14 protein-coding genes are annotated in these 12,975 nt (G+C 68.1%); 6 read left to right on the top strand and 8 right to left on the bottom strand.

From position 1 onward, the window contains the following. Positions 1-27: 27 nt before the first annotated feature. From RZE77_RS25385 to RZE77_RS25370, 4 genes are all read right to left on the bottom strand, one after another. Positions 28-1,383 carry a sigma-54-dependent transcriptional regulator gene (locus RZE77_RS25385; protein ID WP_319439791.1) on the bottom strand — a complete coding sequence of 452 codons (1,356 nt, stop codon included), beginning with the start codon at positions 1,381-1,383 and terminating at the stop codon, positions 28-30. After that, complete coding sequence (locus tag RZE77_RS25380; RefSeq protein ID WP_319439790.1) at positions 1,368-2,828, bottom strand: sensor histidine kinase; 1,461 nt, start codon at positions 2,826-2,828, stop codon at positions 1,368-1,370. Before RZE77_RS25380 ends, RZE77_RS25385 begins: the two co-directional genes overlap by 16 nt. A gap of 23 nt (positions 2,829-2,851) precedes the next feature. Then, a complete protein-coding gene (locus RZE77_RS25375; RefSeq protein ID WP_319442414.1) occupies positions 2,852-4,402 on the bottom strand; it encodes a class I adenylate-forming enzyme family protein in 1,551 nt (516 codons plus the stop codon). 111 nt (positions 4,403-4,513) lie between these two features. Further along, a complete protein-coding gene (locus RZE77_RS25370) occupies positions 4,514-5,422 on the bottom strand; it encodes a LysR family transcriptional regulator (RefSeq protein ID WP_319439789.1) in 909 nt (302 codons plus the stop codon). Between the two features lie 117 nt (positions 5,423-5,539). Between RZE77_RS25370 and RZE77_RS25365 the strand changes: the two genes are divergently transcribed. Then, positions 5,540-7,099 (top strand): MFS transporter, encoded by a 1,560-nt coding sequence (locus RZE77_RS25365; RefSeq protein ID WP_319439788.1) that lies wholly within the window; start codon positions 5,540-5,542, stop codon positions 7,097-7,099. A gap of 21 nt (positions 7,100-7,120) precedes the next feature. Here RZE77_RS25365 and lipA read toward each other — a convergent pair whose 3' ends face one another. Genes lipA through RZE77_RS25345 form a run of 4 tightly spaced genes read right to left on the bottom strand, consistent with a single transcriptional unit; the run spans position 7,121 to position 10,031 of the window. Then, positions 7,121-8,104: a lipoyl synthase gene (lipA, locus tag RZE77_RS25360; RefSeq protein ID WP_062364250.1), complete on the bottom strand. Its 984-nt coding sequence runs from the start codon at positions 8,102-8,104 to the stop codon at positions 7,121-7,123. Positions 8,105-8,111: 7 nt separating this feature from the next. Beyond that, positions 8,112-8,792 carry a lipoyl(octanoyl) transferase LipB gene (gene lipB, locus RZE77_RS25355; protein ID WP_319439787.1) on the bottom strand — a complete coding sequence of 227 codons (681 nt, stop codon included), beginning with the start codon at positions 8,790-8,792 and terminating at the stop codon, positions 8,112-8,114. A gap of 19 nt (positions 8,793-8,811) precedes the next feature. After that, positions 8,812-9,129, bottom strand: coding sequence for a YbeD family protein (locus RZE77_RS25350; RefSeq protein ID WP_319439786.1), 318 nt, complete (start codon positions 9,127-9,129; stop codon positions 8,812-8,814). Then, positions 9,126-10,031, bottom strand: coding sequence for a D-amino acid aminotransferase (locus RZE77_RS25345; RefSeq protein ID WP_319439785.1), 906 nt, complete (start codon positions 10,029-10,031; stop codon positions 9,126-9,128). Before RZE77_RS25345 ends, RZE77_RS25350 begins: the two co-directional genes overlap by 4 nt. A 157-nt stretch (positions 10,032-10,188) precedes the next feature. On the opposite strand from RZE77_RS25345, the gene RZE77_RS25340 reads away from it, so the two are divergent. The 5 genes from RZE77_RS25340 (at position 10,189) to RZE77_RS25320 (ending at position 12,958) form a co-directional block, all read left to right on the top strand. Further along, positions 10,189-10,674: an ATP synthase subunit I gene (locus tag RZE77_RS25340; protein ID WP_319439784.1), complete on the top strand. Its 486-nt coding sequence runs from the start codon at positions 10,189-10,191 to the stop codon at positions 10,672-10,674. 4 nt (positions 10,675-10,678) lie between these two features. Beyond that, entirely contained in the window at positions 10,679-11,548 is an 870-nt protein-coding gene (atpB, locus tag RZE77_RS25335) for a F0F1 ATP synthase subunit A (protein WP_319439783.1), read from the top strand. Positions 11,549-11,607: 59 nt separating this feature from the next. After that, positions 11,608-11,871: a F0F1 ATP synthase subunit C gene (gene atpE, locus RZE77_RS25330; protein WP_007830191.1), complete on the top strand. Its 264-nt coding sequence runs from the start codon at positions 11,608-11,610 to the stop codon at positions 11,869-11,871. A gap of 77 nt (positions 11,872-11,948) precedes the next feature. Then, entirely contained in the window at positions 11,949-12,419 is a 471-nt protein-coding gene (locus RZE77_RS25325; RefSeq protein ID WP_007830193.1) for a F0F1 ATP synthase subunit B, read from the top strand. A gap of 8 nt (positions 12,420-12,427) precedes the next feature. Further along, entirely contained in the window at positions 12,428-12,958 is a 531-nt protein-coding gene (locus tag RZE77_RS25320; RefSeq protein WP_319439782.1) for a F0F1 ATP synthase subunit delta, read from the top strand. The last annotated feature ends 17 nt before the right edge of the window (positions 12,959-12,975 follow it).

The following is a 12,975-nucleotide window of genomic DNA, read 5'->3' as shown; positions in this document are numbered from 1 at the left end:
GGGCGTCCGCTTTCCGGACACATCGCTTCAGTCGAGCCCGTACTGCGTGAGCTTGCGGTAGAGCAGCTGCCGATGAATGCCCAGCCGCCGCGCGGCTTCGGCGCGGTTGCCGCCGGCCTGCGCGAGCGCGTTCGCAATCAGCAGCCGTTCGAGCCGTTCCACCGCGGCCGGCAGTTCGGCGTCAAGCCAGTCGGCCGGCAGCGTTGGCGCGCTCTCGCGGCACTGCACGGCGCCGAGCCCGGCGGCCAGGTCCGCGCCGCCGATCACGCGATGCCGCACCAGCGCCTGGCAGCGCTCCATCACGTTGCGCAACTCGCGCACGTTGCCGGGCCAGGGATGGCTCAGCAGCCGCTGCGCGGCCTCGGCCGACAGCGCCTTGGGCGCCTCGGGCGCGGCTGCGCGCCGCAGGAAATGCTCGGCCAGCGGGATGATGTCGGCCAGCCGCTCGCGCAGCGGCGGCAGCCGGATCGACAGCACGTCGAGCCGGTACAGCAGGTCTTCGCGAAAGCGCCCCTCGCGCACGGCAGCGGCCAGGTCGCGGTGCGTGGCGGCGACCACGCGCACGTCGACCTTGACGGTCCTGTGGCTGCCCAGCGGCGTGACTTCGCCTTCCTGCAGCGCGCGCAGGATCTTGGCCTGCACGTCGAGCGCCATGTCGCCGATCTCGTCGAGCAGCAGCACGCCGCCCTCGGCCGCGCGAAAGCACCCGGGGCGCTCGCCCGTCGCGCCCGTGAAGGCGCCGCGCACGTGGCCGAAGAGCTCGCTCTCGAGCAGCTCCTTCGGAATGGCCGAACAGTTGACGGCCACGAAGGGCCGGTCGGCGCGCGCCGAGTGGCGATGCAGCGCACGCGCCACCATCTCCTTGCCGGTGCCCGTTTCGCCGAGCACCAGTACCGGCATCGAATTGGCCGCGGCCAGGCCGATGCGCTTGTGCACTTCGCGCATCGCGTGGCTCGGGCCGATCAGGTCGCTGCCCTCCTCATCCTCGTCCGCCGGCGTGGCGGATGGCGGCGCGGTGGTGCGCTGCTGCAGCGCGCGCTCCAGCACTTCGCGCACCGCCTCGCGGCTGATCGGCTTGGCGAGGTGGTCGAAGGCGCCCAGGCGCATCGCCTCGATGGTGTTGCCCGCGCTCGCGTAGGCGGTCAGCACGATCACCGGCGGCAGGTGCACCAGCCGCGCCTGCATGGCCGCCAGCGTCTGCAGGCCGTCCATGCCGGGCATGCGGTGGTCGAGGAAGACGGCGTCGAAGCGGCCGCGCGCGAGCATGTCCACCGCCGCGGCGCCGCCGGACGCGGCGGCCACGCCGTGGCCGAGGCCCTGCAGCGTCTCCGCCAGCGTGTCGCGAAAGGCGTCGTCGTCGTCGACGATCAGGAGCTGCGCCACGGGAACTCCAGTTCAAAGCGGGTGCCGGGCGAGAGCGGCACATGGCGCAGCTCGCCACCATGCGCCAGCGCCACTTCGCGCGCGAGCGCCAGCCCGAGCCCGGTGCCGTCGGCGCGGCCGGTGGCAAAGGGCTCGAACAGATGGGCTTGCAGCGATTCGGGCACGCCGGGGCCGTCGTCGTCGACGCGGATCGCCAACGTGCGCGCATCGGACTGCAATGCGGAGAGCCTGACACGGCCGGCGCGGGGCGCATGGCGCACGGCGTTGTCGAGCAGGTTGTCGATGGCGCGCGCCAGGTGCACGGGGTCGAAGACGGCCTTCGCGGGGCCTTCGTGCCGCAGCTCGACCTGCACCTCGCCGGCGGCCGCCTTCGCGGCGACGGCGGCCACGCGGTCCGCGAGCCAGAGGTGCAGTTCGACCTCCTGCGGCGCCAGCGTGACCGGCTGCACCAGCGCGAGCAGGCTCTGCACCAGGCCGTCGAGCCGGTCGATCTGGCCGACGATGGCGTGCAGCGCTTCGCCCTGGCGCTCGGGCGCCGCGGCCAGCGCGTTCTCGGCCTTCAGGCGCATCGTCGCGATCGGGTTGCGGATCTCGTGTGCAATGCCGCCCGTCATTCGGCCGAGCGCCGCCAGCCGCTGGTCGCGGCTGCGCTGCTGCGCGGCCGTGCGCAGGTTCGCGCGGGCTTCCTCGAAGCGCAGGCGGTAGCGGTTGAAGCCGTCGACGATGCGGTCGAGCTCGCGCACGCCGGTGCGCGGCAGCTCGGGCATCGCGCCGCCGCTCGCATCGCCCTGTGCCAGGGTGGTTTCAAGCCGCTCCACATGGCGCAGCCCGCGCCGCAGGATGAAGCCGAGCCACAGGCCCGAAGCCAGCACCACCAGCAGCAGCCCGGCCAGCCCGGCACGCAGGCTGCCCTGCGCGGCCAGCGCGCCGGCGTGGGTGCGCGTCATGGTCCAGGCCGCGAGATCCCCGGCCGGCGCGGCGAGCGGGCAGGCCGAGACGATCAGCGCTTCGCGGCTGCCGCGCACCACATCGGTCTGCGGCTGCTGGGTGCGCGCCGCCAGCTGCGAGAGTTCGATGATCAGGGGCCGCTCGGCGGCGGGCACGTCGCGCTTCACGCCGCTGCCTTCATAGGTGGGATAGGCATAGGCCAGCAGCCCGCCGCTGCCTTGCCACACGCCGCCTTCCACATGCGGCGCTTCGACCAGCACCAGCTGCAGCAGCACCTGCAGCAGGTCGACCTGCGGCTGCGCAGGCGCCGGGGTGCCGGCCGACCTGGCATAGCGCGCCGCGATCGCGCGGCACGACTGCTCGGTGGCCGCCTGTCCGGCCGCCATCTGGGCGCCCGCGCTGCTGCGGTACAGCGTGAGCATCACCGCGGCCAGCGCGGCACACACGCTGAACAACAGCACCCAGAAGAAGACGAGCTGGGCGCGGAGGGACTTCATGGGTGCTGTGGCGAACGGTCCCCTTATTCTGCCCGCGGCACCGCCGCCGGATTGTGCTTGGGCAGTTCACGTTTGAGCACCTTGCCGATCGCGCTGCGCGGCAGTTCGTCGATGAAGCTCAGTCGCGCCAGGCGCTGCGTCTTGCCGAGCTGCGCGTTGGCCCATCGCAGCAGCGCGTCGGCGGCGGTGCCGTCGCCCTCGCGGCGCACCACGAAGGCCACCGGCGTCTCGCCCCATTGCTCCGACGGCACGCCGACCACCGCCACGTCGGCCACGGCGGCATGGCCGCGCAGCACGGCTTCGAGATCGCTCGGATAGATGTTGAAGCCGCCGCTGATGATCATGTCCTTCTTGCGGTCGAACAGCGTGAGGAAGCCCTCGGCATCGAAGCGGCCGATGTCGCCGGTGCGGATGAAGCGCTTGCCGGTGGCGTCGAACCACTCGGCCTCGCGCGTCTTCTCGGGCTGGCGGTGGTAGCCGGTCATCATGCCGCCCGAATGACCCACCACCTCGCCGGCCAGTTCGATGTTGGCGCGCGGGATCTCGCGGCCGTCCTCGTCGATCAGGCGGATGTCGCTGCCTTCGGCCGGCTGGCCGACGGTGTGCAGCTTGTCGGGGTGCAGGTGGGCTTCGAGGATGCAGGTGCCGCCGCCTTCGGTCATGCCGTAGAACTCGATCAGCCCGCCGGGCCAGCGCTTGAGCACGTCGGCCTTGAGCGCGGCGTTGAAGGGCGCGCTGGTGCTGAACTTGAAGCGGAAGGACGAGAGGTCGTGCGCGTCGAAGCGCGGATGCGCCATCAGGCGCTGGTACTGCACCGGCACCAGCATCGTGTGCGTCACGCGGCGCTGCTCGGCCAATTGCAGGTAGCCGAGCGCGTCGAACTTGGGCATCAGCACCACGCAGCCGCCGAACGCGATGGTCGGAAAGAACACCACCAGCGTGGTGTTCGAATAGAGCGGCGTCGACAGCAGCGTGACGGTGTCGGGGCCGTAGTCGTATTTGGCGCCGCGCTGCACGTGGGCCCAGCGCATGCCGTGGCCCTGCACGATGCCCTTGGGCTCGCCGGTAGTGCCCGACGAATAGATGATGTTGAAGGGCCAGGAAGGCTGCGTCTCGACGGCGCGCGGCTGCGTGCCCACGGGCGCCAGCCAGCCCTCGAGGCCCTGCCCGGCGGCGGAGCCGTCGAGCGCCACGCGCGGGATGCCGCCTTCCTTCGCGGGGCCGACGACCTCGGCCGCGGAGGCGTCGGTGAAGAGGATGCGCGCGTCGGCGTCCTCGATCATGCGGGCCAGGCTGGCCGGCGTGGAGCCGGGCGCCAGCGGCGCGACCGCGACGCCTGCGCGCAAGGCGCCGAGGAACACCGCCGCATAGTTCACCGAGGACGCCGCGCAGACCGCGATGGCGTCGCCCGGCCCGAGGCCGTCGCGCTGCAGCGCGGCCGCGACGCGGTCCATCAGCGCGTCGAGCGCGCCGTAGTCCAGTGCCTGTTGGGCGTCCGCGAGCGCGGCGTGGTCGGGCGTGTGTTGCGCGTGGAGGCGAACCAGGTCGGCGATGGCGCCGAAGCCGCGCTCCATGGCAGCTTGAATGGCAGGGTGCGTTTGCAAAATTCGATCCTTCGTCTTGGCCAGACGGCAGGATAGCGAAGACCCCGGCCCGGCGGTGAGCCGCACGCGACGGGCGGGAGCCTACGCCGCCGCGCGCAGCGTGCGGCGCGGCCGCCGCGCGGGCTTGTCCCGGCGCGCCCACTCGGCCTGTTCGATCAGGCGGCCGAGCTCGGCCACGGCCGGGCTGCGCTCCCCCGCATCGCCTTCGCCGTAGGCCAGCGTGAAGTCCAGCATCGGCAGCGCGGGTAGGCCATGGCGCTCGTCCAGCGCCGCCATGCCCGGGCGCAGGTTGTCGCGCGTGAAGGTGGCCACCGCGAGGCCGCTCAGCGCGGCCGTGCGCAGGTCCTGCAGGCTGTGCGAGCTGAAGGCGCCGTGCCAGGGAATGCCGGCCTTGTTGAGCGCATCGATGCTGACCTGGCGGCATACGCAGGGCGACGGCGAATAGGCCAGCGGCAGCGAGGCGCCGTCCGCGCGTTCGAAACCCTCGGCCGCGGCCCACACCATCGGCAGGCGCCGCAGCAGCGTGCCCTCGACCTCGCCCGAGACCGACACCACCACCGCCAGGTCGAGCTCGCGCTCGCGCACCATCGTCGCCAGGTCGAGCGTCAGGCCCACGCTCACCTCCAGCCTCACGTTGGGACAGCTGCGCGCGAACTGTTGCAGGAGCTGCGGCAGGCCCTCGCTCATGAAGCTCTCGGGCACGCCGAAGCGCACCGTGCCTTCGATCGGCGAGCAGCGGAAGTGCCGCGCCAGCGCGTCCTGCGCCTGCAGGATGCGCTCGGCATGGCGCAGGAAATCCTCGCCGTCGGCGGTCAGGCTCAGGCGCCGCGTGGTGCGGTGGAACAGCGGGCGCCCGACCAGTTCCTCGAGCCGGCGGATCTGGTGGCTGACCGCCGACTGCGTCAGGTGCAGCTGTTCGGCGGCGCGCGTGAAGCCGTTGGCGCGGTGGACGGCGATGAAGGCCTGCAGCAGGCCGGTGTCGAAGCTCATGGCCGCCTAGATTAATGAAATTGCGTCTTGAATGGAGAGAAATTTAATCATTTGCCTAATGAAATAGGGGTCTTGAGAATGCCTCGGACCCCTTCTTTCCTTTCTCTTCAGGCTCCGATGTCCTCTTCCGCTCCCCGCCATCCCACCCTCGCGCTGGCCGCCATCTGCCTCGCTGCGCTGATGTTCGGCCTGGAGATTTCGAGCGTGCCGATCATCCTGCCGGTGCTGGAGGCGCGGCTGCATGCCGGCTTCCAGGACCTGCAATGGATCATGAACGCCTACACCATCGCCTGCACCACGGTACTGATGGCCACCGGCACGCTGGCCGACCGCTACGGGCGGCGCCGCGTGTTCGCGCTCACCGTGCTGGCCTTCGGCATCGCATCGCTGCTGTGCGGCCTGGCGCCCAGCACGGCGGTGCTGATCGCCGGCCGCTTCTTGCAGGGCATGGCGGGCGGCGCGATGTTCATCTGCTCGATTGCGATCCTGTCGCACCAGTTTCCGGACGGCCGGGCGCGCGGCCGCGCCTTCGCGATCTGGGGCGTGGTGGCCGGCATCGGCCTGGGGTTCGGTCCGGTGGTGGGCGGCGCGATCATTGCACTGGCCAGCTGGCACTGGGTCTTCCTGGTGCATGCGCCGCTATCGCTGCTCGGGCTGGCGCTGATCATGGCCGGCGTGGCGGAGTCGCGCGATCCGCTGGCCAGCCAGCAGAAGCTGGACCTCGCGGGCATCGTCACGCTGACCATCGCGGTGCTCGGGCTCACCTCGCTGATCACGCAGGGCGACAGCCTGGGCTGGACCAGCCCGGCCGCGCTGGGCCTGATGGCCGCCACCGCGGCGGGCCTTGCGGCCTTCGTCGCGGTCGAGCGCTTCCATCCGCACCCGATGTTCGACTTCTCGGTGTTCCGCATCCGCGACTTCTCGGGCGCCATCCTCGGCTGCATCGGCATGAACTGCAGCTACTGGCCGTTCATGATCTACCTGCCGCTGTATTTCTCCGCCGGCCTGGGCTACGGCACGACGGCCACCGGCCTGGCGCTGCTGGTCTACACGGTGCCTTTCCTGGTGATGCCGCCGATCGCGCAGTGGCTGCTGCTGCGCTACCAGGCGCGCTTCGTGATTCCCGCGGGCCTGTTCCTGATCGGTCTGGGTTTCATGGCGATGAAGTGGGGCAGCGGCCTCGCGCACCTGGGCGGCTGGACGGTGCTGCCCGGTGCGCTGGTCGCCGGCATCGGCCTGGGCCTGACCACCACGCCCGCGACCAACATGACCACCGCCTCGGTGCCCGCGCACCGCGCCGGCATGGCCTCGGGCATGGACGTCAGCGCGCGCCTCATCTCGCTGGCCATCAACATCGCGGTGATGGGCCTGGTACTGGTGGCGGGCATCCTGGCCGCGCTGCGGGGCTCGCTGGGGACGGTGCTCGATGCGGCGCGGCTGCGCGCATTGGCCGAGCAGCTCGCGGGCGGGGACGTGGCGGGGGCGCAGCAGGTGCTGGCCCTGCCGGAGGTTTCCGGTGCGGTGCTGCAGGCCGCCGTGACCCATGGCTTCGGATGGGTCATGCTGTATGGCGGGCTCGGTGCCTGGTTGACCGCGGCGCTCAGCTTCGCGGTGTTCGGCGGCCGGCAGGCTTCGTTCGCACGGGACGCGTCACCTGGGGTGGCGGGCGGGCGCTGACGCGCGCCGACCGCTTGTTTGTCAGACGCCCGCGGCGTGCGCCTGCTGGTCCGCGTGGTAGCTCGAACGCACCATCGCGCCCACGGCCGCGTGGCTGAAGCCCATCTTGTAGGCCTCTTCCTCGAACATCTTGAAGGTGTCGGGGTGCACGTAGCGGCGCACCGGCAGGTGCGAGCCCGACGGCGACAGGTACTGGCCGATGGTCAGCATGTCGATGTCGTGCGCGCGCATGTCGCGCATCACCTGCAGGATCTCTTCGTCGGTTTCGCCGAGGCCCACCATGATGCCGCTCTTGGTCGGAACTTGCGGATGCAGCGCCTTGAACTTCTTCAGCAGGTTGAGGCTGAACTGGTAGTCGCTGCCCGGGCGCGCTTCCTTGTAGAGGCGCGGCGCGGTCTCGAGGTTGTGGTTCATCACGTCGGGCGGCGCGGCCTTGAGGATTTCGAGTGCGCGGTCGTCGCGGCCACGGAAGTCGGGCACGAGGATCTCGATCTGCGTCATCGGCGAGAGCTCGCGGATGTTCGTGATGCAGTCGACGAAATGCTGGCTGCCGCCGTCGCGCAGGTCGTCGCGGTCGACGCTGGTGATCACCACGTACTTCAGGCGCAGCTTGGCGATGGTCTTGGCGAGGTTGAGCGGCTCGTCCTTGTCGAGCGGGTCGGGGCGGCCGTGGCCCACGTCGCAGAACGGGCAGCGGCGCGTGCACTTGTCGCCCATGATCATGAAGGTCGCCGTGCCGTTGCCGAAGCATTCGCCGATGTTCGGGCACGAGGCCTCTTCGCAGACCGTGTGCAGGTTGCTCTCGCGCAGGATCTGCTTGATCTCGTAGAAGCGCGTGGTGGGGCTGCCGGCCTTCACGCGGATCCACTCGGGCTTCTTGAGCACCTCGCCCTGCTGCACCACCTTGACGGGAATGCGCGAGAGCTTGGCCGCGGCCTTCTGCTTGGCCAGCGGGTTGTAGGTTTCGGCGCTCTGGGCGTCGCGGACGACTTCTGTGGTGCTCATTGGAGTGTCAAGGCGCCAGGTAGGTGCCGAGCTTCTGGCTCAGGACCCGGGCAGCTTCTTCCCATGTGGTTTGGACCCCGATTGTAGAAAGATCGACCGTTTGCAGCCCCGCATAGCCGCAAGGGTTGATGCGCGAGAAGGGTTCGAGGTCCATCGCGACGTTGAGCGCCACGCCGTGGTAGGTGGCATGGCGGCTCACCTTGATGCCGAGCGCGGCGATCTTGCCGAGGCCGCGAAACGGGTCGCCGGCGGGCAGCGGGCCGGTCAGCGCGGCATGCGAAAAGGGGTCATCGAGCCGCACGTAGATGCCCGGCGCGCCCGCCACGCGGTGGCCCGTCACGCCGAAGTGGGCCAGCGTGCGCAGCACCGATTCCTCGATGCGGTAGACATATTCCTTCACGAAGTAGCCCGCGCGCCGAAGGTCGATCAGCGGATAGGCCACCACCTGGCCCGGGCCGTGGAAGGTGACCTGGCCGCCGCGGTCGGTCTGCACGACCGGGATCGCGCCAGGGTTCAGGATGTGGTCCTGCTTGCCCGCGATGCCCTGCGTGAAGACCGGCGCATGCTCGCAGATCCACAGCGCATCGGGCGTCTCGGGCAGGCGTTCGAGCGTGAACTGCTTCATTGCGCCGTAGGTCGCGGCGTAGTCGGCGGCGCCCAGCCATGTCGCTTCGATGCCCGTGCTCATCGCGTGCCCGGCGCTTTCTTCAGAGAACGACCTTGACCAGCGGATGGCCCGAGAGCGCGCGGTACAGGTCGTCGAGCTGCTCGCGGCTGGTGGCGGTGACGGTGATCGTCACGCCCAGGTAGTTGCCCGCCTTGCTGTCGCGCAGCTCGACCGTGGTGGCGTCGAAGGCCGGATCGAAGCGCTCGGCGATCTGCGTGATGGCATGCACGAAGCCATCGGCCTTGATGCCCATGACCTTGATCGGAAACTGCGAGGGGTACTCGATCAGCGATTCCTTGCGCGGATCGGGAATCGGAGCGCCGGTGTCGGTGATGTCGTTGGTGGTGCTGCTGCTCATGCGGTGGTCGCTCCTTGCTTGTGTGGCTGCTCGGCATTGCGCTGCTTGGCCTCTTGGTAAGCCGCGTACAAGGCTTGGTAGATGGGGCCGGGGCGGCCATTTCCAATCGCCTGGCCATCGAGCGTCACGACCGGCAGCACTTCCTTGCTGGCCGACGAGAGCAGCAGCTCGTCGGCGCCGAACACCTCGCTGCGCGAGATGCGGCGCAGCGCGAACGGGATGCCGCGCTCGGCGCACAGGCGTTCGAGCAGGCCGTAGCGGATGCCGGTCAGCACCAGGTGGTCCTTGGGCGGCCCCACGAGGCCGCCGTCCTTCACGATCCACACGTTGCTCGACGAGGCCTCGCTGAGCCATTCGTCACGGAACATGATGGTCTCGGCCGCGCCGGCCTCGACGCTGATCTGCCGCGCCAGCACCGCGCCCAGCAGGCTGGTGCTCTTGATGTGCGCCTTCTGCCAGCGGAAGTCGGCCGCGCTCACGCAGGCCACGCCCTTGGCGCGCACGGCATCGGCCACCGGCGGCAGCGGATTCACCATCACGAACACGGTCGGGTGCACGCCACGGGTCATGGCATGATCGCGCGGCGCGACACCGCGGGTAATTTGAAAGTACACGGCCTGGGGCGCATCGCCGCCCGCCTCGACGAGCCGCATCACGATGCCGCGCCACTGGGCGAGCGTGAGCGGATTGGCAATCTGCAGTTCGGCCAGCGAGCGATCGAGCCGTGCCATGTGTTCATCGAAGCAGAAGGGCTGGCCACCGTAGACGGGGACGACTTCGTAGACGCCGTCGCCGAAGATGAAGCCGCGGTCGAGCACGCTGATGCGCGCGTCCTTGAGTGCGGTGTACTCGCCGTCGAGATAGCAGAGCGTGGAGGGGAGTGCGGCGGTAAGAGGGTGCATGCTGGAATTATGGTTGTGCGCGGCAGGTCGGGTTCTCGTCAGCCAACGAAGCCTCGATTTGCAAACGCGACAGCTCAGGTGGTCGGACGGGCTGGGTTTTTACTTATAATCAATGGCTTTGTAGAAATTCTGGGTCGTCATCCGGGCTTCATTCGAAATGAAAACAATCGCCCGAAAAGATGAACAAGTCGTGGAAGACCTCGACGCAGAATACAAGCCGTTGACCGCCGATGAGGCGCGTGAACTGCGAGCAAGGCATCCCTCGATCTCCCCCTGGTGGGTCATCGCGGGGCAGTTGGTTGTCGGTCTGCTGGTGGCTTTGGCCGCCTGGGGACTGACGGGGAGGCAAAATCTGGGGTGGTCCGCCGGCTACGGCGCGATTGCGGTGGTCATTCCTGCTGCGGTGTTCGCACGGGGGCTGACCGGCCGGTTTTCTTCCCTGAATCCGGGCACTGCGGTGGTTGGGTTCTTCCTGTGGGAAATGGTCAAGATGGCCTTGTCGATTGCGATGTTGTTCGCAGCGCCAAGGCTGATAACGGCGCTGAGCTGGCCAGCAATGCTGATCGGCCTGGTGGTGACAATGAAGGCGGCCTGGTTGGCGGTGATGTTCTCGCCCCGGCGCCGGCAACATAGAGACGAGTAACTGAATGGCTGCTGAAAACGCTGCGGAACATGGTCAGACCGCGGGTGAATACATCATTCACCACTTGACGCACCTGCAAAGCTCCAAGCCTGGGGGTGTTGCGGACTTTTCGGTTTTCAATTTCGACTCGCTCTTCTTCTCGATAGCACTGGGCATCCTGGGTTGCTGGCTGCTCTGGCTGGCTGCCCGCAAGGCTACTTCGGGTGTTCCCGGCCGTTTTCAAGCAGCCGTCGAGCTGCTGGTGGAAATGGTCGACCAGCAGGCCAAGGGCATCGTCCACAACGCCACCAGCCGCAAGTTCGTTGCCCCGCTGGCGCTCACGATCTTCGTCTGGATCTTCCTGCTGAATGCAATGGACCTGTTCCCGGTCGATTTGTTCCCGGCGATCTGGGCCAAGATCTTCCACATCGCCGGCGAAGATCCGCACCACGCCTACCTGCGCGTCGTGCCCACGGCCGACCTCTCGGTGACAATGGGCATGTCGGTGGCCGTGCTGCTGGTCTGCCTCTACTACAACATCAAGATCAAGGGCCTGGGCGGCTGGGTGCACGAGCTCTTCACTGCGCCGTTCGGCAACCACTGGGCGCTGTACCCGTTCAACTTCGCAATGCAGATGATCGAGTTCGTCGCCAAGACCGTCTCGCACGGCATGCGGCTGTTCGGCAACATGTACGCCGGCGAACTGATCTTCCTGCTGATCGCGCTGATGGGCGGCGCCTGGTCGCTGTCGGCCACCGGCATCGGCCTGGCCATCGGCCACATCGTCGCGGGCACGGCCTGGGCCATCTTCCACATCCTGATCATCACGCTGCAGGCGTTCGTGTTCATGATGCTGGCGCTGGTCTACATCGGCCAGGCCCACGATCACCACTGATCATCCGTTTTCGTTTTTGTTTTTGTTTTCTCTTCAACCAAAGTCCTCTAGGAGTCATCATGGAAGTTATTAGCTTTGTTGCACTGGCCGCCGGCCTGATCATCGGTCTGGGCGCTGTGGGCGCATGTATCGGCATCGGCATCATGGGCAGCAAGTACCTCGAGTCGGCCGCACGTCAGCCTGAACTCATGGGTGAACTTCAAACCAAGATGTTCCTGCTGGCCGGTCTGATCGACGCCGCTTTCATTATCGGCACCGGTATCGCCCTCTGGTTCGCAACGGCCAACCCGTTCCTGGCTCAGATCGCCAACCTGCCGAAGTAAGTCTTTCTCGTAGGACCCGTGTCGTCGTTCCCCTCTGTGGAATGGCTTCGCATTCAATCCCAAAGAGAGGGTGAAAAGTGAGCATTACCGGTACCCTGATCGTTCAGATGATCGTGTTCCTGATCCTGGTCGGGTTCACGATGAAGTTCGTGTGGCCGCCGATCGCGAAGGCGCTGGACGACCGCGCTGCGAAGATCGCCGAAGGCCTCGCTGCCGCCGACAAGGCCAAGTCCGAACTCTCCGCCGCCAACAAGCGCGTGGAAGCCGAACTGGGCCAGGCACGCAACGAGTCCGCACAACGTCTTGCTGACGCCGAACGTCGCGCCCAGGCCATCGTTGAAGAGGCCAAGGCCCGCGCGACCGAGGAAGGCAACAAGATCGTTGCAGCCGCACGCGTCGAAGCCGACCAGCAGGCACTGAAGGCGCGCGAAGCACTGCGCGAACAAGTCGCGGCCCTGGCTGTCAAGGGCGCAGAGCAGATCCTGCGCAAGGAAGTGAATGCAGGCGTTCACGCCGATTTGCTCGCCCGCCTGCAGACCGAACTCTGATAGAAGCCATGGCAGAACTCGCCACCATTGCACGCCCCTACGCCGAGGCGCTCTTCAAGGCCTCGTCGTCCGACGTCGCCGGCACCAGCGCCTGGCTCGAAAAGATGGCCGCCATCGCGGCCAATCCGGAGCTCCAGCAGTTCGCCGACAACCCCAAGGCCACGGCCGAGCAGGTTCTCGGCGTGGTCGCCGGCGCCTTCGGTGCGCCGCTGCCCGCCCATGCCCAGAACTTCCTGGGTGCGCTCCTCGAGAACGGGCGCTTCTCGGTGCTGCCGGAAATTGCGAAGCAGTTCCGGACACTGGCCAACGCGAAGAGCGGTTCGTCCGACGCCGTGGTCTACAGCGCCTTCCCGATCGACGCATCGGCCCTGGCCAATGTGGCGGCCGCGCTCGAAAAGCGCTTCGGCCGCAAGCTGCAGGTCACGGTCCAGCAAGAGCCGGAACTGATCGGCGGCATTCGTGTGGTGGTCGGCGACGAGGTGCTCGACACCTCCGTCAAAGCGCGCCTTGAACAAATGAAAGTTGCGCTGGCGGCCTGACGGTCTTCAGCCCTCTA

The sequence above is a fragment of the Variovorax sp. SPNA7 genome (assembly GCF_033807855.1).
In the GTDB taxonomy this organism is placed as follows: domain Bacteria; phylum Pseudomonadota; class Gammaproteobacteria; order Burkholderiales; family Burkholderiaceae_C; genus Variovorax; species Variovorax beijingensis.
This window is presented reverse-complemented; position numbering and strand designations above follow the sequence as displayed.

Coding starts and splice junctions, on each gene's coding strand:
- RZE77_RS25380 (WP_319439790.1), bottom strand. CDS start 2,828: ATGAAGTCCCTCCGCGCCCAGCTCGTCTTCTTCTGGGTGCTGTTGTTC.
- RZE77_RS25375 (WP_319442414.1), bottom strand. CDS start 4,402: ATGGAGCGCGGCTTCGGCGCCATCGCCGACCTGGTTCGCCTCCACGCG.
- RZE77_RS25370 (WP_319439789.1), bottom strand. CDS start 5,422: ATGAGCTTCGACACCGGCCTGCTGCAGGCCTTCATCGCCGTCCACCGC.
- RZE77_RS25365 (WP_319439788.1), top strand. CDS start 5,540: ATGTCCTCTTCCGCTCCCCGCCATCCCACCCTCGCGCTGGCCGCCATC.
- lipA (WP_062364250.1), bottom strand. CDS start 8,104: ATGAGCACCACAGAAGTCGTCCGCGACGCCCAGAGCGCCGAAACCTAC.
- lipB (WP_319439787.1), bottom strand. CDS start 8,792: ATGAGCACGGGCATCGAAGCGACATGGCTGGGCGCCGCCGACTACGCC.
- RZE77_RS25350 (WP_319439786.1), bottom strand. CDS start 9,129: ATGAGCAGCAGCACCACCAACGACATCACCGACACCGGCGCTCCGATT.
- RZE77_RS25345 (WP_319439785.1), bottom strand. CDS start 10,031: ATGCACCCTCTTACCGCCGCACTCCCCTCCACGCTCTGCTATCTCGAC.
- RZE77_RS25340 (WP_319439784.1), top strand. CDS start 10,189: ATGAAAACAATCGCCCGAAAAGATGAACAAGTCGTGGAAGACCTCGAC.
- atpB (WP_319439783.1), top strand. CDS start 10,679: ATGGCTGCTGAAAACGCTGCGGAACATGGTCAGACCGCGGGTGAATAC.
- atpE (WP_007830191.1), top strand. CDS start 11,608: ATGGAAGTTATTAGCTTTGTTGCACTGGCCGCCGGCCTGATCATCGGT.
- RZE77_RS25320 (WP_319439782.1), top strand. CDS start 12,428: ATGGCAGAACTCGCCACCATTGCACGCCCCTACGCCGAGGCGCTCTTC.